Origin of the sequence: Citrobacter portucalensis, from assembly GCF_023374935.1 — a bacterium.
GTDB classification, from domain to species: Bacteria; Pseudomonadota; Gammaproteobacteria; order Enterobacterales; family Enterobacteriaceae; genus Citrobacter; species Citrobacter portucalensis.
Genome location: NZ_CP092466.1, coordinates 2,989,676 through 3,008,072 on the forward strand (window position 1 = coordinate 2,989,676; position 18,397 = coordinate 3,008,072).

Consider the following 18,397-nt stretch of genomic DNA (forward strand, 5'->3'; position numbering starts at 1 on the left):
GGAAAGAGAAGGTTATGAATTAAAAAACCCGCCACTGGTGACGGGTGTGTACAGATAAGGTTAGCCCGGATTAATGGTGCAGCATCTCATCCACAACCTCTTCTCCCTTCAACTGATAAGGGTAATAGGTAGGCCAGTTTTCCATCTCTTCAAGCAAGGCTGCCTGCGAGGTATTTCCCATAAAGATATGGAAGTGGCTCGATTTACGCGGAGCGATAATATGATCGCTAAATTGCACATATTTAGGCGCTTTGCTGTCAGCGGCTTTACACTCAAACAGATACCGTACACCTTTCTTGCCTGATTTATAATTCAGGATCTTATATCCGGCGTAGTCGTATTTACATGATGCAACCTGATTCCCGGTATGAAACTCCATCACGCCATTTTCAATACCGATAGTGTCTACGTTGGTTGCATAGCCTGTACGGTAATACGCTTTGATTTGTTCTGCCGTTTTGCTTTTATCTTTCTCCGCTTTCTTTTTGAATACTGGGTCAAGTTCGCCGCTGACCAGATACGGATAAACAGATTGCCACATGCCATCCCAGTCGGTCAGCGTCCTGTTCTGCACCTGGTTATCATCAAATACCCCTTCCGACGCCTTTTGTTCTGCTTCACTCATTGGCGCACCATGGGAATGATGACCATGCGCCAGAACCGAACTACTGACTAAAAGCATCCCCAGAGCGATTGTCAGTTTCTTAAAACGAATAGCCAAAATTTCACCCTCAAATCATTTGCGAGTAAAATGTTATAATATAACATCACATTTAAATCAACGGCGTTGTGAAGCATTTAACCGCTCTGGTGCGCGATTTTCCAACGGCTGTCAAAATGGGCCTGATACTGCGCAACAACGGCAGGTTCGTCACGAATAACTAACACATTTTCAGAGTTGGCAAATTCTGCGGATTTGGCAAAGTTGAACGAACCGGTTTCCAGCGTGTCGCCATCAATAATCATTACCTTGTCATGCTGGATGTGGTAGTGACCATCCAGTTGCACATCAACCCCATTCGCGGCAGCAAACGCGATGGCCTTCTGGCTAACCTTGCCCTGGTTACGTTTCTTATCGATAACAGCCCGGACCACAACGCCTCTCTTTTCAGCGTTTACCAGGGCCTGAACAATATCTGCAGACTGAAATGAATAAGCCATCATATCGATGCTGTACTGCGCATGGTTAATTGAATCCAGCACTAAAGCCCGAGCCGACCCTTCCGGTGAAAAACCCACCTGAATGGAAGCATGTGCTGCAAAAGCCCCCGCCCCGTACATTAGCGCAGCCACAGCGATAGTTTTTACGATCACGTTAGTTATTTGCCTGAAATGCGAAAGAGACCTAAGAGAGTAGCGTCCGCGTGCAGATCTGATCAAGCAGCGCCTGCTGATGGCTGATAATCAGCATGCCTAATGGTCGACGCTGGCATTCTTCGAGCAGCAGTACCCAGATATCTCTTTGAATGGAAGGGTCGAGCTGGGCGGTAATCTCATCGGCAATAAGAAAACGGGTACGCGGGTCCAGCGCACGAAGTATGGCGATTCGCGCCAGTTCACCACCAGAAAGCTGTCCAGGGCGACGGGTTAACCATTCCGGTTTGATATGCAGGCGGGTAAGGATTTCTGCGCCAGGCCGCCAGGCGTCATGCACCGCATCGCCGGTGCTGCGTCGGGGGTTAAAAGTTAATTCCGGATGCTGTGGCACCAGTTGCACCGGGCAATACTGGTGCATCGGCAAAGGTTGATCATCAATCAGAATGTCGCCCGAGGTCGGCTTTTGCCAGCCCGCCAGCACACGTCCCAACGTCGTTTTGCCGGTTCCGCTGGGCGAACAAATCCCAATACGTTCTCCAGGGCGTAGAGAAAAGGTCAGATTTTGCCACAGAACCTTTTCCCCCTGACAGATTGTTACATCACGACAGCACAGCATCGCGCTCTCCAAAAAGTTGATTTCTTTCAGGCAGCGCCCGCCATTGTCGTTGCAGGTGTTCGCTAATCTCTCCGCGTAACAACTGTTCCCGGCTGACGTTATCCGACACCCTTCCCTGATGCAGCGCGACAATACGATCCGCATGGCGGGCCGCCAGCGTGAGGTCATGCGTTACCCATAAAACGCCAGCCCCTTGCTCACATTGCTCACGCAACTGTTCAAGCAGTTGATTAGCCAGTGGTGCATCAAGCCAGGCGGTAATTTCATCCGCCAGAATATAGCGAGCCTGACTCAGAGACGCGTGACATGCCAGAACACGTTTCGCCATACCGCCTGAAAGCTGGCGCGGAAAAGTATCTAATACGCGACTTTCCAGTCGGCTACGCTGGAGCAATCGTTCAATTTTTCCGGCATTCCATTGCTGGCCAGAAAGCTGGCATGCCCTGCGCAGATGCTTTTCAATCGAAAGCAGCGGGTTAAGTGCCTGAATACCTTGCGGGACGTAGCTGAAGGTATTGCCACGACATTTGCGAATGTCATCACTGTCCAGCGTTTTACCTTCCAGGGTAATAACGCCGTTGAAACGCAAATTGTCTGGTAAGAGATCGAGCAGACATTGCAGCAACAGGCTCTTACCTTCCCCACTTCCCCCAACTAGCGCCACCATCTGACCAGGCGCTACGTCGAAAGAGATATCCTGCAACAGCGAAGACCAGTTTTTCGCGCCGTACCAACGATAACGCGCCACGTCCAGCGAGACCTGCCTTAAACTCAACATGCGTCACCTCGTAACCATAAACGATGCACCGCCCTTGCGAGCTGATCGAATAACATCACCAGACTGAACAGCATCAGTCCTGGAAACAGCACTAACCACCAATCACCATGACTGATAAACCTCAGCGCATCCGCCAGCAGCAGGCCCAGCGACGGTTCATGCGGTGCCAGTCCAAAACCGAGGAAGCTTAACGCCGCGCTGTGTAACACCGCATGGGGAAACATCAGCAATGTCCCGGTTAACCACTGGGGTAACAACGCTGGTAGATAGTGATGCCGCCAGCAGTAAAAATGGCCGTGTCCCAGACGCCAGGTCAACGTCAGATAGTCACTGTGGGCCACGCGCTGCGCTTCAGCACGCAGGATCAGCGCCAGACGCGGCCAGTGCGTTAGTGCAACCGCCATGATTACCCCGTTTTTCCCGCCGCCCAACGTAAAACAGATCAAAATAAGCAACAGCAGATGCGGCATCGATAGCATGGCATCAGTAATCAGACGCATAAGTACATCCAGACGCGGATGTATGCGCGAAACCGCCGCCATCATTAACGCAATGAAACCGCTGCACAACGCCGCACCAATACCAATTTGCAGACTGGTTAGTGCACCCTGAAAACAACGGACCCACAGATCGCGACCGAGGTTATCGGTGCCAAACCAGTACATCGCATCAGGTGGAAGATGACGGGCAAGCAGATTAACGCTCAACGGGTTATCCAGCATTGCGGCACCATACCCTGCAATGAATAACAGGCAGCTAAAAGAGAACAAAAGACGAATTAGCGTCGGCGTCGGGTTATAGAGCATCAGGTCGCTCCAGAGCACGGTTCAACATACGGACAAGCCAGGTAGACAGCGAGTTGCCAATGAACACCAGTACGGTACTGAACAACACAATCCCCATCAGTAACGGCAGATCGCCGCGTAACCCGGCATCAATGGTGGCCTGCCCCAGACCTGGATAAGCAAAGACTTTTTCGGCCAATAGTGCACCTCCCAACAGTTCTCCCAGTGAGGCAAACTGCAAACACAGCGCAGGCGTAATTGCATGACGCAGAACCTGATGGCGTAACAGTGACCAGCCTTTATCTCCCTGGGAACGCGCAAAACGGACAAATTCGCTTTTCATTACGCTGGCGATGCTTTCCCGCGTATGAAGCGTAATTTGTCCCAGCCCCAGCAAACTGAGCGCGCAAACGGGAAGCACCAGATGGCGCAGACGCTCAGTCAGCGTCGCCATATCGCCGCTGTTGCCCGGCTCCCACGCGCAGCAGACCGGAAATACCGGCCAGCGCACGGCAAATAACGCCAGCAGCAACATGCCAATCCAGAAGGTCGGCAGCGAAGAAAGCAGATAGCTGAGGCGACAGATTGCTTTGTCCGGCCAGCGATTCAGGTAGCGGCCCGCGACAAACCCCATTGCCGTTCCCAATATACCGGAGAGTAGCCACGCGCCGCCAAGCAGCGCAAACGAAGTGGAAAAGCGTTCCTTGATCACGCTGGCAACCGGCGCATTAAACAGCATGGAATAGCCGAGATCGCCCTGCAACACACGAACAAACCAGTGACCAAAACGCTCCCATAGTGGCTGGTCCAATCCCCAGCGAGCAGCAATGCGTGCATATTGCTCCGGCGGCACATGCAGGAGATCGTTGCCGATATAAGCACGAATCGGATCGACCGGAGAAAAGCTGAGCAGCACAAAAGTGCCAGCCGCAACCAGCACTAATAACACTATCAGCCGTAGAAAATGGCCCACAACAGACTTCATCAACGGCAGGTCCAGGTCCATTCGTCCAGATTATTGAGCAGTGACCAGCTACCGTGAATCTCCGGTGCGCCTTTGCCTAAATCAATACACGGATTTGCCAGGTAGGTGTGCTGAATATTCAGCAGCCATGCCCAGGCAGCATCGCCCTGCATGCCAGCCCCTTGCTTGCCATCCCACTCCACTTGTTGCCAGAAAGGCAACGCTTTTTGCCAGTCCGGGGCGTCAATAGCCTGTTTAAGATGCTGTTCAACAACAGGGTTGCTGTAATAGCCTGGATTGTAATATTCCACGCCCGCGGCCTGATTACTGTAATGATGGAACAGCTCCATCGGATCCAGACTTCCCCAACCAAATAGTGTCGGGTTCGCATGCATGTGACGCTCAACGGTTTCCCAGCTTCCGGATTGCAGCGAGATCTGAATACCCACCGGCTCCAGCATTGCACGTACGGCCTCAGCTAAATCCCGGCGCGTACTGTCACCGCTGGCGTACCATAAAGTCAGTCGTGCCTCTTTGCCGTCTTTCACTCGTACGCCATCTTTACCCACCTTCCAGCCAGCTTCTTCCAGAATCGTGCGTGCTTTTTCGCTGTCACCATCTTTGAACGCAACGGATTGCCCCTGCCATGGCAGCCCCTGTACAGCGCTATACGCAGGAATCGCATGACCTTCCATGACCTGATCGGCAAGCTGCTTACGGTCGATGGCATAGTTGATGGCGCGCCTGATGGCAACATCAACAGTGATATCGTTCCCAATTGGATAGCCATTGGCGTCTTTTTTACCTGCAGGAACCATCGGGAACACAATGCCCCGGTTTTCCACGCTATCGCGTACCCAAAGTTTCAAGTTTTTCTGCTGAGGAGCGACCGCCATCGACGGCGCGATACGTACGAGTCCCAGTTGGCCACTGCGCGCTGCGGCATAAGCGTTATCTTCATCAAGGAAGACAAACACCAGCTTACTGAAATCATTTTTCTTACCGGCATACCAGGGGTTAGCCTCCACGATCAACTGCTGTCCCGGCTGAAAACTCACCAGCCGATAAGGACCCGCGCCAATCGGATTTTTGGCAAATGTTTTTTCGTCATACCGTTTCGCCGGAACAATACCCAAAGAACCCAGCACATTCACAAAGGTGCTCTGTGGGCTATTCAGCGTAATTTCTACCGTGCGGTTATCTTTCAGGCTGGCATGGGTGAAGTTTCCCATATCGATTTTGCCGCCGCTTTTTGCTGCTTTGTTATAGGTGAACACCACATCTTCAGCGGTTAGCGGGGAACCATCAGAGAATTTAAGGTCAGGTTTTAACGTCAACGTCCAGGTTTTGCCGTCTGCGCTGGTCTCTACTTTTTCCGTCAGCAGGTTTCCCCAGCTCATATCTGCATTTTGTTTTAATAATGGTGCATGCAAAAGCAAATAGCTGCCATGACTCCAGCCCAGCATCGGGTCAAACCCTTCCGTTGGTTCTGGTCCAATTGCCAGTTTTAACGTCTGCCCTTCGCTCGCATTTTGCGCGGCAAGAAGTGGTGAGGTTAATGCGAGAGTCAATGCGCACGTAAGCAGTGCCAGCTTGCCTTTGATCATTATGTTATCCAGATTTACGTTATTTTTATGCCGCATAACGATTTACCGTCGTTAAGCAGTCTCCTGGGGAAGGGATTATGGCGGACAGAAATGACGAAAAAAATGATGCGGCGCAGAAAAGTATGACGATTTTCTAAAATTATCATACTTTTTTCTGATACTCCGTTATGAGTACGATGTGAATCTCAGAAAATAGATTAATCCCTCGCCATTTATTCACAGGGATATTAATCACTTTCTAATAATTGCCCATGCGGACTATTGACCCTTCCTGCTAATTCCTTATCTAAAACTCATGACAATTTATGTATATTTATTCAAGAAAAACACCAGAAGTGACAAGTTATGTAAATTTGTAATGATAATTATTTGTATTATCATTTCCATCAATTATCTTACTGCCTTTGAATTTTTAACAAAGGAAGTTTGACTATGCGTTTAAAACCTGTTGCCTCTGTCGTTCTGTCCTGTTTAGGATTTTCCAGCCCCCTGGTATTTGCTGAAGATGTCATGGTGGTAACCGCTTCCGGTTATGAAAAGAAAATCACCAATGCCGCCGCCAGCGTCTCTGTTATTTCTCAGCAAGAGTTACAAACCAATAAATATAATGACTTAGGTGAAGCCCTGCGTTCTGTTGAAGGGGTAGATGTTGAAAGCAGCACCGGTAAAACCGGCGGTCTGGAGATCAGCATCCGTGGCATGCCTGCCAGCTATACCTTGATCCTGATTGACGGTATTCGTCAAAACGGCAGCAGCGACGTAACGCCAAACGGTTTCTCTGCCATGAATACCAGCTTTATGCCCCCGCTGGCGGCGATCGATCATATTGAGGTGATCCGCGGCCCGATGTCGACGCTTTATGGGTCCGACGCAATCGGTGGCGTGGTGAATATCATCACCAAAAAAAGCACCGATAAATGGAGCACTTCCATCAATACCGGCGTTAACCTGCAAGAGAGTAATAAATGGGGTAACAGTACCATTGCCAACTTCTGGTCAAGTGGCCCGTTAATCGCGGGCGTACTGGATATGCAGGTTCGGGGGAGCACAACCCAGCGTCAGGGTTCCAGCGTCACCTCCCTCAGCGATACCTCCTCCACCCGCGTACCTTATCCTACCGAATCGGAAAACTACAATATCGGTACGCGCTTCGACTGGAAAACCAATGAGAACAATACGCTGTGGTTAGATCTCGATTCCGCCAGACAGCGCTATGACAACGATGACGGGCAGTTGGGCAACCTGACAGGGGGGTATGATAAAACGCTACGCTATGAGCGTAACAAAGTGACCCTCGGCCACGATACAGCCTTAACGTTCGGCACCTGGAAATCCTCCCTCGGCTGGAATGAAACTGAAAACAAAGGCCGGCAATTGGTATCTTCCGCACTCACGCCAGAGAACGCAGGCCGGGCCGGTGACGCGCGTGAACTGAAGAACACCAACGTCATTCTTGACTCAGTGCTGCTGACGCCATTAGGTGATTCACACCTCCTAACCCTTGGCGGAGAATACTGGGATGCACGGATGAAAGATGGTGTGGTGCTGGCCAATACCGGCGAGACGTTCCATCAAAAAACGTGGGCAGCCTATGCGGAAGATGAATGGCATATTCTCGACTCTCTGGCCTTAACCGTAGGAACACGCTATGAGCATAACGATGTCTTTGGCGGTCATCTCAGCCCGCGTGCCTATATGGTCTGGGACGCATCCGACGAATGGACCCTCAAAGGCGGTGTAACGACAGGTTATAAAGCACCATCACTAAGCCAGTTGCATAACGGGATCAGCGGTGTAACCGCACAGGGAACGGTGAATACGGTCGGTAACCCGGACCTCAAACCTGAGGAAAGTATCAGCTACGAAACCGGGCTGTATTACGAGAACGACGCCGGGCTTAACGCCAACATTACCGGCTTCTATACCGAATACAAAAATAAAATTGTCTCATATTCTATCGATGATAATACCAACAGCTATACCAACAGCGGCAAGGCAAGGACCGATGGCGTTGAATTTGCCAGCACCTTCCCTCTATGGTCGGATGTGCTGACCTTATCTCTCAACTACACCTACACTCAGAGCAAGCAAAAAGATGGTGAAAATAAAGGCGCGCCATTAAGTTACACTCCAAAACATATGGCTAACGCCCGTCTGAACTGGCAGGCAACGGAAGATATGAACGCCTGGCTCAGCGCACGTTATCGCGGCAAAGCCCCACGCTTTACCGAAAATTACGACAACCTTAGCGCGGTACAAAAGGCCGTCTATAACGATAAAGGCGCTGATTTAAAAGCCTGGACCGTTGTCGACATGGGGATGTCTTATAAGCTGACCAAAGATCTGACACTTAATACGGCGGTTAATAACGTGCTGGATAAAGACTTTAGTGAGGTCAAATTGTACCAGGTGGGGCGTAATAGTACCTACGCAGGTGATTATTATCAAACGGCGCAATCCACTACCGGATACGTAAACCCTGGTCGTAACTACTGGGTATCTTTAAATTATCAGTTCTAATTTTATAAGATCCTGTTGGTCGAGCTATCACGTGCATCCCATCCAGCCGGTATCATTCAGGATATTATTCTGAATGATTTCATAGAGTCGCCTTACAAAGGCGACTCACATCTTCTTCTAACCGCATCCCTAATTCATTTATCCCAACATAAACCTAATCGCCTTGTCCATAGCACGGTACATTCATAAACGCCATGAATTATATTCATTCAGAATAATTACCATGAGTCATAATTACCTTTCGTATTTTTATGAATTCATTCATCAAATTTATATAATAAAAGTCAACATTATTACTGATTTGAAAGCCCATAAAGAAAGTGGTAACATTTGCAAAAATAATATTCATGGTAAAAGCAATGATTATCACACACAATATATTAAATAAGATAATGGAAAATAAAATTTCCGATGATTGCATTATTTACCTGTCCGGACCATCATCATTGGACACTCCATTAAGTAGAATGCGCGATAAAAATTTTATTTGCGTAAACGGAAGTGCCGGTCATTTAATCGACAACAACATCCCTATTTTTATCTATGTTGTTTGTGATGGCTCATTTTATGAAAACAATAAAGACTTATTTCATAAGTATTCCTCCTATGCTCAGCATACCTTTATTAGTGAAGATGTTATTAAAAGAGCTGATTCAACAGAGGCAGAGTACTTGCTCAACACATGTTTTCTGTTAAAGGACATTTGCAAATCCAGAGGTGGTATCGGTAGAAAGATTCGCTATAAAATAAAAACAATAACTAACAGGAATCTTCGAATTAAATGTTCTGCATTCAGAAAAGTGAAAACAATTGCATTTTCAACTAATGTAACACATGGCCATTTTGGTAGTGCTACGGTCGCATTTAGCGCGTTACAAATAGCCATTAGTCTAAAGTTTGAAAGAATAATTTTTTCCGGTTTAGATTTGAAAGGTAGCTGTAAACGGTTTTACAATGAAGTTAACACCCAACCCACGACTCTCCCCGCTGATCTTAGCTTTATATTAAGGTCATTTTCTTATGTAAGTAGCCACTATGACGGTAAGATCTACAATCTTTCCCCACAAACTGCTATTCCCTACGATGTTATTCCGTTCATCAAGACAGAAGAAGTAGCTTGTTCCAGCTCCGACTAGCAATACAGCAATGATAAGAATATTTAAACAATCAATACAAAAACACCCCTTCCTGCACCATTAGGTACAATGCCAAAACAATAACCCCGACGATACCGCCTAAAAATAGTACTGCGGCAATCGCAAGCTGGTTGCGATTTGTGTACTTCGCTTTGCTTCGCACATCCAACTTATTTTTCGCCGCTCTGTGACTTGAATCACGCTCCATCGCGAATGTTATATCTGCCATACCATTATCCAGTTGCTGTATTTGAAAACATAAATAACCACCATATCGATAAGGGTATAGATTTTAAATAACAGAATCTGAGATTTGTCTCACGATAAAGATAATCGTCGGATTTTTACTACCGAAACAGATTTTATGCTCCCTTTTCATCAATAAGGTTATCTTGTATTTATTCAACAAAAACCTTCACTTTAGGCTTTGACAGCAGAATCATGACGAACTCAGTGAAGGTTACTGGTTTATAGAAATAGTACCCTTGTAGGAAAACAATGTTGTTTTTGTTGAGATAATCAAGCTGGGCCTTCGTTTCAACCCCTTCTGCAACGATGCTTAAAGATAGTTTACGAGCCAGATCGAGGACACAATCCAAAATTCGGGTTGAATCGGGAAGCTCATTTACCCTCCCCACAAAGCTCTGATCGATTTTAATGTAATCAATGTGCAGGTCATGCAAATAAGAAAGCCCAGAATAGCCCGTACCAAAATCATCCAGCGCAATCACAAAGCCATTCTCATGCAGGATATTGAGCCTCTGCACAAGATCTTCATCCACATCTAACGGCTCGCGCTCAGTAACTTCGATTACCAGATTGAGGTCATCTCGGTTAAAACTATCCCTGTAATGCAGGCACTCCTGCACGAATGTAGGGGATGTGATATGGGATGCGCTGAAGTTAATGCCGACATGGAAGCCGGATGGCAGTTTGCTGACAATGGCGTTCATGTTTTCCGCGACCTGCCTCATCAGGCTTTGAGTTAGTGGCACTATCAGGCCTGATTTTTCAGCGACGGGAATGAAGGAAGCAGGAGAGATATACCCGGCCTTAGGATGTTTCCATCGGGCCAGCACTTCAACTCCGCGTAACGTCCCCTCGCGACCATTTACGATAGGTTGATAAAAAGGCACGATCTCTCCTTTTACTATCGCCTTACGCAACGTTTCTTCAGGGGTATCGTTCTTGTTCAGATACTTATCAATGGCATAAGCGGCTGCAAAAGACATTAACAGGATAAAACCCAGAATCCCTGAACCCTGTGTAACCAGCCTTTTTGCACTAAACAGTGGCGGTTTATTATAAATAATACTGAACGGATACTTTGCGGAATTAAGTTGACCAGACGCACGTGCGCTTGTTGTAACGGTTTTCACATCGCCCAATAAACCAAGTACGTTGTCACCCACCAGCAATGAGTATGCCACTCCCTTTAACGGAACTTTCAGAGCCCCTCGAATATGCACCCCACTAATAGTGACAATAATACGACTGGTTTGAAAACGAGTTTGATACAGCAGAACAGGTATCTCGTTTTCCGTATTTCTTGCGGGAGTCAGCAACAGATTTGTATCAGCAATTACGGGGATTTGCTTAAGTAAAATCCTATTCCCCGGCAATGACGTACACCAAACCTTCCCCTGCCGGATAATGATCAGCGTTCGCAAATGAGGGCGAAGTGCAGCTTCGGTTCCAAGTTGGTATTGTCCCTCCAGATCGCATTTTTTTTCAGCAATATGCCTGGCGGTGCGGGTTGCCTGGAAAGCTTCATCAAGTATATTATCCATATTTTTAACGGCATATCGGGCTCCTCCAAGGGTTTCTGTCGAAGATGAATACCAAAGCTGCATATTAAGAATAAAAACACCGATCAAAAAAAGACACACCGCAGCGGTTACCGGTAAAAGTACTTTGCGCATTCTCATGTCCTGTAGCGAAAACTGATCAGTCGTTGCGATGAGCATTGACGTGTTCTAATTTATCTCTACAGAGCATGGTAGACAGAAACAAAAGTCGCCATGCGTCCAGTCACATTTCCTCAATAACAACGTAACTTACTAATTCATCGATAAAATCATTACTGAAATTTGCAGTACAAAACCGGCGTTGCACCTCATCCAATTTTGCTATCATAGGAATGCACTAATAAGAGGTAATCAAATGAAAATCTTTATCACTGACAATGACGGGAACCTGATTCCTGTTGACGGAAAAAGCGTTGTCGTCGAATTGAATAGTGGCGGAACCATCGAGATCGCCGAGGAGTACAGGCGGGACGATGTTCCTGAAGGCATTAATCTGTGGGGCGGACGAGAACCCTCCCCTTCACTCTCTTTCGAGGAAATCAAAGCCAGAACAGAAGGCCTGGGCGTTTACCCCATAGCAGCTAACGCTCTGCATGTATTTCCGTACAAACTTTCAGCAAAAGAATGAACGCACACAGCAGACGAAGCGTTTTTCTCAAACCAAAGTAAGGCCATGGTTATCATAAAAAACTCTGGCTTTGGTGGGAAGTCAGTTCGCCGATAGCTGCTACTTTCTAATTGCAGCCCATGCCGGCGCTGCATTATTTCATCACTATATACCGAAGGATAATACGCTTTTAAGAGTGATACCTGAGCATAACCATTTGAATAATTAATAGATGATTAAAATATCAAGAACATAAGCACTCAAGACCGTATGTGCGTGTTCTTAAATATTAATCGTCATCATGATGCTTATGTTTCTTGTGATCACTCATAGCCTCTTTGAAAGCATCCGCTTGTGTATTAGCGGCCTGCAGTCGACTCATATTAGCACTGTAATTATTCCAATATTCTTTTTCTTCGTGATAACAAACATCACGGCTAATTCCCTTCGCTTCGCACTTTGCTAAGCGTTGTTCTTCTGATACACAACCAGACATCAAAGAAACAGCAGAAAACGCACCCAATATTATCATTATTTTATTCATATAAATAACCTTAGAATTTCCAGCCGGCGCCGACTACAATACTATTAGCTTGTGCGCCAAAGACCTTAGAACCTTCATAACCTGCATCAACAGTGAAACCTGCAATGGGGATAAACTGAATACCAGCGCCATAGGCAAAACCTGTAGAAGTGTCAGTTTCACCATTAGCTTTGATCGCACCTCTCCCAATACCCGCCATTACATAAGGTTTTACCACATCATTTACTTTATAACTTGCGCCGACTAATGCAGAACCATAACCACGATCTATATCATTATCGTCATTTTCTGAAATGGTTAAGGATGTCATAACACCAAAATCACTCTCATCTGGGGTATAACCATATTTAGCGTTAAAACCATTAAGGTTCTGTCCATCTGTCCGGGTATGTACATAACCGCCGGTGACTACGCTTTCTCCTGCATAAACTGTCATAGCAAAACATAATGTAACAGCCACTAAACCTGTTTTTAAACTTAGCATTTTAATAACCATTTTCATCATCAACTAATAGTAAGTAACACGCATAACAAGGAATCATGCTTTGAGTTTTATTTCTCAAGCATGTTGCCAACAGAAAAACAGAAAGGTAAAAAAACATCAATTGGAGAAAATGTTCTTTTTTGGACATTACTAATATTCAGAATAATCAACTGTCATAACACGCTGATAAAAATGGATTTAAAATTAGAGTAAAAGAATCTTAAAACGCTTCTTCCTTGTAAATATTTCCGATATTTTTCTTATTTTTAAAACAATTGTTTTCCATCTAATAATCAATAAGATACAAACACCACTCAATTATAGTTAGTTCTCATACCCGAATAGAGTTAAATAAAGAAATATTGACAGCCATGGATATTTTTTATCAAAAAATAAAATTGTAATGGAAAAGATAAAAATTTGATCTTCAGTGCTATTTAAATGAGTTTAATAGTATGAGCGCCATGAAAGCATTTTGCAGGTAAAAAAAACGGGAACCTCTCGGCTCCCGTTCTCATACAACCCAAGGTCTGGATTACATGTTTTCGATAATCGCGTCACCAAACTCTGAACATTTCAGCAGCTTAGCGCCGTCCATCAGACGTTCGAAATCGTAAGTTACGGTCTTGGCGTTGATCGCGCCTTCCATACCTTTAACAATTAAATCAGCCGCTTCAGTCCAACCCATGTGGCGCAGCATCATTTCAGCAGACAGAATGATGGAACCTGGGTTCACTTTATCCTGACCTGCATACTTCGGTGCAGTACCGTGGGTTGCTTCGAACAGAGCGCATTCGTCACCGATGTTTGCACCCGGCGCGATACCAATACCACCAACCTGTGCGGCCAACGCATCGGAGATGTAGTCACCGTTCAGGTTCATACAGGCAATCACGTCATACTCAGCCGGGCGCAGCAGGATCTGTTGCAGGAACGCATCGGCGATAACGTCCTTAACCACGATCTCTTTACCGGTTTTCGGGTTCTTGATTTTCACCCATGGACCGCCGTCGATCAGTTCACCACCGAATTCTTCACGCGCTAACTGGTAACCCCAGTCTTTGAACGCGCCTTCGGTGAACTTCATGATGTTGCCTTTGTGTACCAGGGTAACTGAATCACGATCGTTGGCGATGGCGTATTCAATCGCTGCACGTACCAGACGTTTAGTCCCTTCTTCAGAACACGGTTTGATACCAATACCGCAATGTTCCGGGAAGCGGATTTTCTTCACGCCCATCTCTTCGCGCAGGAATTTAATCACTTTCTCAGCATCGGCAGAGTCAGCTTTCCACTCGATACCCGCGTAGATGTCTTCGGAGTTTTCGCGGAAGATGACCATGTCGGTCAGTTCAGGGTGTTTAACCGGGCTTGGTGTGCCCTGATAATAACGCACCGGACGCAGGCAGACATACAGGTCAAGTTCCTGACGCAGAGCTACGTTCAGAGAGCGAATACCGCCGCCAACAGGGGTGGTCAGAGGGCCTTTAATGGCAACACGATATTCACGAATCAGATCTAAGGTTTCAGCAGGCAGCCAGACGTCCTGGCCATAAACCTGAGTGGATTTCTCGCCGGTGTAGATTTCCATCCAGGAGATTTTACGCTCGCCTTTATAGGCTTTCTCGACAGCAGCATCGACAACTTTGATCATCGGTGGGGTTACATCAACGCCGATACCGTCGCCTTCAATGAACGGGATAATCGGATTTTCAGGAACGTTGAGTTTGCCGTTTTGCAGGGTGATCTTCTTACCTTCCGCCGGAACAACTACTTTGCTTTCCATTCACCTCTCCTTCGAGCGCTTCTGGTTCTGCTCGTCTGTCATCACGCTGCATGTGCGTTTGCGTCCTGCTACACGGATGCGTTAGAGCAACTTTTTGTTAATGATTTGTAATGAGCGTGTCAATACTACCCTATTGTTCGCCGCCATGAAAGACACTCGTTCTTAGGCTATAATGCGGCAATTGATATAATCTGAAAATACCATGCAAAAAACTTCTTTTAGAAATCACCGGGTTGAGCGATTCAGCTCACGACAAGTCACTAAGCAGCGTAAAGAAAACCAGCCAAAACGCGTGGTTTTGTTCAATAAACCCTACGATGTTTTGCCACAATTTACTGACGAGGCTGGCAGAAGCACGTTAAAAGATTTTATTCCCGTGCCGGGAATTTATGCGGCGGGCCGACTCGACCGGGACAGCGAAGGGCTTTTGGTGCTGACCAATGACGGCGCGCTGCAGGCGCGGTTAACGCAACCCGGTAAGCGTACCGGGAAAATTTATTACGTCCAGGTTGAAGGTGAGCCGACAGCAGAAGCGCTGGACGCCCTGCGTAACGGAGTAACGCTCAATGATGGCCCCACGCTACCCGCAGGCATTGAAGTAGTAGAGGAACCCGTATGGCTGTGGCCGAGAAATCCGCCGATTCGGGAACGGAAAAACATTCCCACCAGCTGGTTGAAAGTTACCTTATATGAAGGTCGCAACCGTCAGGTACGTCGTATGACAGCGCATGTTGGATTTCCTACGCTGCGCCTCATCCGCTATGCCATGGGGGATTACACGCTGGAAAATCTTGCTAACGGCGAGTGGCGGGAACTGAAATCGTAACCGTACGGTTTAACGTGAGTGTTAACAGGGAAGCATGAAAAATATGGATAAGCAGCTTTTTGCAGCATTCATCCTGCTCGGCGTGTCACCGTTTTGTTCAGCAAAACTGGACTGTGAGACAATTGCCGGAACAGCAGCCGGAGAGGCAAACTACCTTTATGAGTCTGCCAAAGTAAAAACCGACTCACGCCTGCATTTCTATTCTGCACCAGCAACAGAGTGTCAACTCCCCGCGTTCATGGTCAATGGCGACACCGTCGAGGTGCTCAGGAGTTCACAGCGCTACAAAAGCACGGGCATGCTTTCCAAAGATGAGCCTTATCGTTACGTACGTTATCGGGACGCTAAAGGAACCTTCGCCACCGGCTGGGTCTCGGTTAATGGATTAACACCGTTATCCAGTCCGCTTGCAGTAAGCGCGTCTTGCCAGACATGGGCAAATAAAGCGATGTCACAGCGCGGGTTCTTACCCTCCTCCTCCGCAAACCACTATCAGGTAACAGGAGACACCCGCGCATGGTTCTATGCGATGCCAACCGAACAGTGTCGCAGCCCGTCCGTATTTTTAGTGCCCGGCGACCTCGTCTCTGTACAAGAACAATCCAACGATGATTTTATGGAAGCGGTCTATTACACCACCGATCGCCAAATCATACGCGGCTGGTTAAAAAAGTCGCAGTTACAGGCTATAAACAGCGGTGACCACTATCGCGACGACATCAACCCGCTGTCGACAGAAAAGGCAACGAGAGTCGCCACCCTTGGGCTACGTCACGACCACCAATGTATTTTTTATGAAAGCTGGAATGCTAAAAAGGCCATTGAGATTATCGTGCGCGAGGATCATCAAACCGCATTGTGCCGTGGAGGGGCCGACCCGCAAACGTCGCCTCCTGTGGCTTATATTAGTATCGACAAGGCCAGCGGCGAAATTAGCTGGCCAGATGTTGCCGAAGGATTTGCTGAGGAATAAGGGGAAAATATGTTCAAACCGCACGTCACGGTCGCCTGCATTGTGCATGCAGAAGATAAATTCTTAGTCGTTGAAGAAACGATCAATGGCAAAGCCTTGTGGAATCAGCCTGCAGGACACCTGGAAGCCGATGAAACGTTGGTGCAAGCCGCAGCACGCGAACTGTGGGAAGAAACGGGCATTAAAGCGCAGCCGCAGCATTTCATTCGTATGCATCAATGGATTGCACCGGACAGAACGCCCTTTTTGCGTTTTCTTTTCTCTATTGAGCTTGCCAATATGTGCGCTACAGAACCTCATGACAGCGATATAGATTGCTGTCGTTGGGTCAGCGCAGAAGAGATTTTCTCTGCGCCAAACCTGCGTTCGCCGTTGGTTGCAGAGAGTATTCGCTGTTATCAGAGCGGACAGCGCTACCCACTGGCCATGATCGGCGAATTTAACTGGCCGTTTACAGAGGGTGTCAAGTAAAGGGCTGCGTGCTAGAATATGCCGCCTTGAAGTTCAATGTCGTGAGTATTCCTATGTCTGAAAGCCCAAAAAAAGTGATCGTCGGCATGTCCGGCGGTGTCGATTCCTCCGTTTCTGCCTGGCTGTTACAACAACAGGGCTATCAGGTAGAAGGCCTGTTCATGAAGAACTGGGAAGAGGACGATGGCGAGGAATACTGCACAGCGGCCGCCGATCTTGCGGATGCGCAGGCTGTCTGTGACAAACTCGGCATTGAACTGCATACCGTCAACTTTGCCGCAGAATACTGGGACAACGTCTTTGAACTTTTCCTTGAAGAGTACAAAGCGGGCCGTACGCCAAACCCGGATATTCTGTGCAATAAAGAAATTAAGTTTAAAGCCTTCCTTGAGTTTGCCGCCGAAGATTTAGGTGCCGATTACATCGCCACCGGTCACTACGTGCGTCGCGCGGATGTCGACGGCAAAAGCCGCCTGCTGCGTGGGCTCGATGGCAATAAAGACCAGAGTTATTTCCTCTATACGCTCGGCCATGAGCAAATCGCACAAAGCCTGTTCCCGGTCGGCGAACTGGAAAAACCACAGGTGCGTAAAATTGCCGAAGATCTCGGTCTGATTACGGCCAAGAAAAAAGACTCCACGGGTATCTGCTTCATCGGCGAACGTAAGTTCCGTGAATTTCTTGGTCGCTACCTGCCCGCTCAGCCTGGCAAAATCATCACCGTTGACGGCGAAGAGATTGGCCAGCACCAGGGACTGATGTACCACACTCTGGGCCAACGTAAAGGTCTGGGCATTGGCGGTACGAAAGAAGGGACGGAAGATCCATGGTATGTGGTGGATAAAGACGTTGAGAACAACATTCTGGTTGTCGCTCAGGGTCATGAACATCCACGTCTGATGTCCGTTGGCCTGGTGGCGCAACAGCTGCATTGGGTCGATCGCGAACCGTTCACCGGCACCATGCGCTGTACGGTGAAAACCCGCTATCGTCAGACCGACATTCCGTGCACCGTTAAGGCACTGGATGCAGAGCGTATTGAAGTCATTTTCGATGAGCCAGTCGCGGCGGTCACGCCGGGTCAGTCGGCTGTCTTTTACAATGGCGAAGTGTGCCTCGGCGGCGGCATTATCGAACAACGATTGCCTCTGCCGGTATAATTACTTACACATTTG

The 18,397-nt window shown here is 47.7% G+C and carries 19 protein-coding genes and 1 pseudogene; 8 read left to right on the plus strand and 12 right to left on the minus strand.

What is annotated here, in order from left to right; genetic code table 11:
* Positions 1-70: 70 nt before the first annotated feature.
* From zinT to LY264_RS14595, 7 genes are all read right to left on the minus strand, one after another.
* Positions 71-682, minus strand: a complete 612-nt coding sequence (gene zinT / locus LY264_RS14565) for a metal-binding protein ZinT (protein WP_240498910.1) — start codon at positions 680-682, stop codon at positions 71-73.
* 116 nt (positions 683-798) lie between these two features.
* Positions 799-1,314 carry a phospholipase D family nuclease gene (locus tag LY264_RS14570; protein ID WP_048226834.1) on the minus strand — a complete coding sequence of 172 codons (516 nt, stop codon included), beginning with the start codon at positions 1,312-1,314 and terminating at the stop codon, positions 799-801.
* A 31-nt stretch (positions 1,315-1,345) separates the two neighbouring features.
* The gene (locus tag LY264_RS14575) at positions 1,346-1,933 is read right to left on the minus strand and encodes an ATP-binding cassette domain-containing protein (protein ID WP_048226836.1); all 588 of its coding nucleotides are present in this window, start codon (positions 1,931-1,933) and stop codon (positions 1,346-1,348) included.
* Positions 1,917-2,711, minus strand: coding sequence for an ATP-binding cassette domain-containing protein (locus LY264_RS14580; protein WP_048226838.1), 795 nt, complete (start codon positions 2,709-2,711; stop codon positions 1,917-1,919). The genes LY264_RS14575 and LY264_RS14580 overlap by 17 nt, the downstream gene beginning before the upstream one ends.
* Entirely contained in the window at positions 2,705-3,517 is an 813-nt protein-coding gene (locus tag LY264_RS14585) for an ABC transporter permease (protein ID WP_048226840.1), read from the minus strand. Before LY264_RS14585 ends, LY264_RS14580 begins: the two co-directional genes overlap by 7 nt.
* Positions 3,507-4,481 (minus strand): ABC transporter permease, encoded by a 975-nt coding sequence (locus LY264_RS14590; RefSeq protein ID WP_048214387.1) that lies wholly within the window; start codon positions 4,479-4,481, stop codon positions 3,507-3,509. The genes LY264_RS14585 and LY264_RS14590 overlap by 11 nt, the downstream gene beginning before the upstream one ends.
* The gene (locus tag LY264_RS14595) at positions 4,481-6,103 is read right to left on the minus strand and encodes an ABC transporter substrate-binding protein (RefSeq protein WP_122983991.1); all 1,623 of its coding nucleotides are present in this window, start codon (positions 6,101-6,103) and stop codon (positions 4,481-4,483) included. The genes LY264_RS14590 and LY264_RS14595 overlap by 1 nt, the downstream gene beginning before the upstream one ends.
* 396 nt (positions 6,104-6,499) lie before the next feature.
* Here LY264_RS14595 and LY264_RS14600 point away from each other — a divergent pair, with 396 nt between their 5' ends.
* Positions 6,500-8,587: a TonB-dependent receptor gene (locus LY264_RS14600; RefSeq protein ID WP_048226842.1), complete on the plus strand. Its 2,088-nt coding sequence runs from the start codon at positions 6,500-6,502 to the stop codon at positions 8,585-8,587.
* A gap of 359 nt (positions 8,588-8,946) precedes the next feature.
* The gene (gene waaZ / locus LY264_RS14605) at positions 8,947-9,723 is read left to right on the plus strand and encodes a 3-deoxy-D-manno-oct-2-ulosonate III transferase WaaZ (protein WP_053069291.1); all 777 of its coding nucleotides are present in this window, start codon (positions 8,947-8,949) and stop codon (positions 9,721-9,723) included.
* A gap of 31 nt (positions 9,724-9,754) precedes the next feature.
* Here waaZ and LY264_RS14610 read toward each other — a convergent pair whose 3' ends face one another.
* Together LY264_RS14610 and LY264_RS14615 are read right to left on the minus strand one after the other, a co-directional pair.
* The gene (locus LY264_RS14610) at positions 9,755-9,952 is read right to left on the minus strand and encodes a hypothetical protein (RefSeq protein WP_048214390.1); all 198 of its coding nucleotides are present in this window, start codon (positions 9,950-9,952) and stop codon (positions 9,755-9,757) included.
* A gap of 169 nt (positions 9,953-10,121) precedes the next feature.
* Positions 10,122-11,645 (minus strand): EAL domain-containing protein, encoded by a 1,524-nt coding sequence (locus LY264_RS14615; RefSeq protein ID WP_048226846.1) that lies wholly within the window; start codon positions 11,643-11,645, stop codon positions 10,122-10,124.
* A 241-nt stretch (positions 11,646-11,886) separates the two neighbouring features.
* On the opposite strand from LY264_RS14615, the gene LY264_RS14620 reads away from it, so the two are divergent.
* Positions 11,887-12,159 carry a hypothetical protein gene (locus tag LY264_RS14620; protein WP_048214392.1) on the plus strand — a complete coding sequence of 91 codons (273 nt, stop codon included), beginning with the start codon at positions 11,887-11,889 and terminating at the stop codon, positions 12,157-12,159.
* 85 nt (positions 12,160-12,244) lie between these two features.
* Positions 12,245-12,367, plus strand: a pseudogene (locus tag LY264_RS14625) (hypothetical protein); the annotation flags it as partial.
* Positions 12,368-12,427: 60 nt separating this feature from the next.
* On the opposite strand, the gene LY264_RS14630 reads toward LY264_RS14625, so the two are convergent.
* The 3 genes from LY264_RS14630 to icd form a co-directional block, all read right to left on the minus strand.
* A complete protein-coding gene (locus LY264_RS14630) occupies positions 12,428-12,682 on the minus strand; it encodes a hypothetical protein (protein WP_048226847.1) in 255 nt (84 codons plus the stop codon).
* A 10-nt stretch (positions 12,683-12,692) separates the two neighbouring features.
* Positions 12,693-13,166: an Ail/Lom family outer membrane beta-barrel protein gene (locus LY264_RS14635; RefSeq protein WP_240498908.1), complete on the minus strand. Its 474-nt coding sequence runs from the start codon at positions 13,164-13,166 to the stop codon at positions 12,693-12,695.
* A gap of 535 nt (positions 13,167-13,701) precedes the next feature.
* The gene (gene icd, locus LY264_RS14640) at positions 13,702-14,952 is read right to left on the minus strand and encodes an NADP-dependent isocitrate dehydrogenase (protein ID WP_003841892.1); all 1,251 of its coding nucleotides are present in this window, start codon (positions 14,950-14,952) and stop codon (positions 13,702-13,704) included.
* Between the two features lie 202 nt (positions 14,953-15,154).
* Here icd and rluE point away from each other — a divergent pair, with 202 nt between their 5' ends.
* Genes rluE through mnmA form a run of 4 tightly spaced genes read left to right on the plus strand, consistent with a single transcriptional unit; the run spans position 15,155 to position 18,382 of the window.
* Positions 15,155-15,778: a 23S rRNA pseudouridine(2457) synthase RluE gene (gene rluE, locus LY264_RS14645; RefSeq protein ID WP_003832405.1), complete on the plus strand. Its 624-nt coding sequence runs from the start codon at positions 15,155-15,157 to the stop codon at positions 15,776-15,778.
* Between the two features lie 34 nt (positions 15,779-15,812).
* Positions 15,813-16,751, plus strand: a complete 939-nt coding sequence (locus tag LY264_RS14650) for a hypothetical protein (protein WP_048226849.1) — start codon at positions 15,813-15,815, stop codon at positions 16,749-16,751.
* Positions 16,752-16,760: 9 nt separating this feature from the next.
* The gene (locus LY264_RS14655) at positions 16,761-17,222 is read left to right on the plus strand and encodes an NUDIX hydrolase (RefSeq protein WP_008784446.1); all 462 of its coding nucleotides are present in this window, start codon (positions 16,761-16,763) and stop codon (positions 17,220-17,222) included.
* 53 nt (positions 17,223-17,275) lie between these two features.
* Positions 17,276-18,382 (plus strand): tRNA 2-thiouridine(34) synthase MnmA, encoded by a 1,107-nt coding sequence (gene mnmA / locus LY264_RS14660; RefSeq protein WP_003832402.1) that lies wholly within the window; start codon positions 17,276-17,278, stop codon positions 18,380-18,382.
* The last annotated feature ends 15 nt before the right edge of the window (positions 18,383-18,397 follow it).

Bases quoted from the DNA above. Each gene is read 5' to 3' on its own strand.
- zinT (WP_240498910.1), bottom strand. From the start codon at position 682: ATGCTTTTAGTCAGTAGTTCGGTTCTGGCGCATGGTCATCATTCCCAT.
- LY264_RS14575 (WP_048226836.1), bottom strand. From the start codon at position 1,933: ATGCTGTGCTGTCGTGATGTAACAATCTGTCAGGGGGAAAAGGTTCTG.
- LY264_RS14580 (WP_048226838.1), bottom strand. From the start codon at position 2,711: ATGTTGAGTTTAAGGCAGGTCTCGCTGGACGTGGCGCGTTATCGTTGG.
- LY264_RS14585 (WP_048226840.1), bottom strand. From the start codon at position 3,517: ATGCTCTATAACCCGACGCCGACGCTAATTCGTCTTTTGTTCTCTTTT.
- LY264_RS14590 (WP_048214387.1), bottom strand. From the start codon at position 4,481: ATGAAGTCTGTTGTGGGCCATTTTCTACGGCTGATAGTGTTATTAGTG.
- LY264_RS14595 (WP_122983991.1), bottom strand. From the start codon at position 6,103: ATGCGGCATAAAAATAACGTAAATCTGGATAACATAATGATCAAAGGC.
- LY264_RS14600 (WP_048226842.1), top strand. From the start codon at position 6,500: ATGCGTTTAAAACCTGTTGCCTCTGTCGTTCTGTCCTGTTTAGGATTT.
- waaZ (WP_053069291.1), top strand. From the start codon at position 8,947: ATGATTATCACACACAATATATTAAATAAGATAATGGAAAATAAAATT.
- LY264_RS14610 (WP_048214390.1), bottom strand. From the start codon at position 9,952: ATGGCAGATATAACATTCGCGATGGAGCGTGATTCAAGTCACAGAGCG.
- LY264_RS14615 (WP_048226846.1), bottom strand. From the start codon at position 11,645: ATGCGCAAAGTACTTTTACCGGTAACCGCTGCGGTGTGTCTTTTTTTG.
- LY264_RS14620 (WP_048214392.1), top strand. From the start codon at position 11,887: ATGAAAATCTTTATCACTGACAATGACGGGAACCTGATTCCTGTTGAC.
- LY264_RS14630 (WP_048226847.1), bottom strand. From the start codon at position 12,682: ATGAATAAAATAATGATAATATTGGGTGCGTTTTCTGCTGTTTCTTTG.
- LY264_RS14635 (WP_240498908.1), bottom strand. From the start codon at position 13,166: ATGCTAAGTTTAAAAACAGGTTTAGTGGCTGTTACATTATGTTTTGCT.
- icd (WP_003841892.1), bottom strand. From the start codon at position 14,952: ATGGAAAGCAAAGTAGTTGTTCCGGCGGAAGGTAAGAAGATCACCCTG.
- rluE (WP_003832405.1), top strand. From the start codon at position 15,155: ATGCAAAAAACTTCTTTTAGAAATCACCGGGTTGAGCGATTCAGCTCA.
- LY264_RS14650 (WP_048226849.1), top strand. From the start codon at position 15,813: ATGAAAAATATGGATAAGCAGCTTTTTGCAGCATTCATCCTGCTCGGC.
- LY264_RS14655 (WP_008784446.1), top strand. From the start codon at position 16,761: ATGTTCAAACCGCACGTCACGGTCGCCTGCATTGTGCATGCAGAAGAT.
- mnmA (WP_003832402.1), top strand. From the start codon at position 17,276: ATGTCTGAAAGCCCAAAAAAAGTGATCGTCGGCATGTCCGGCGGTGTC.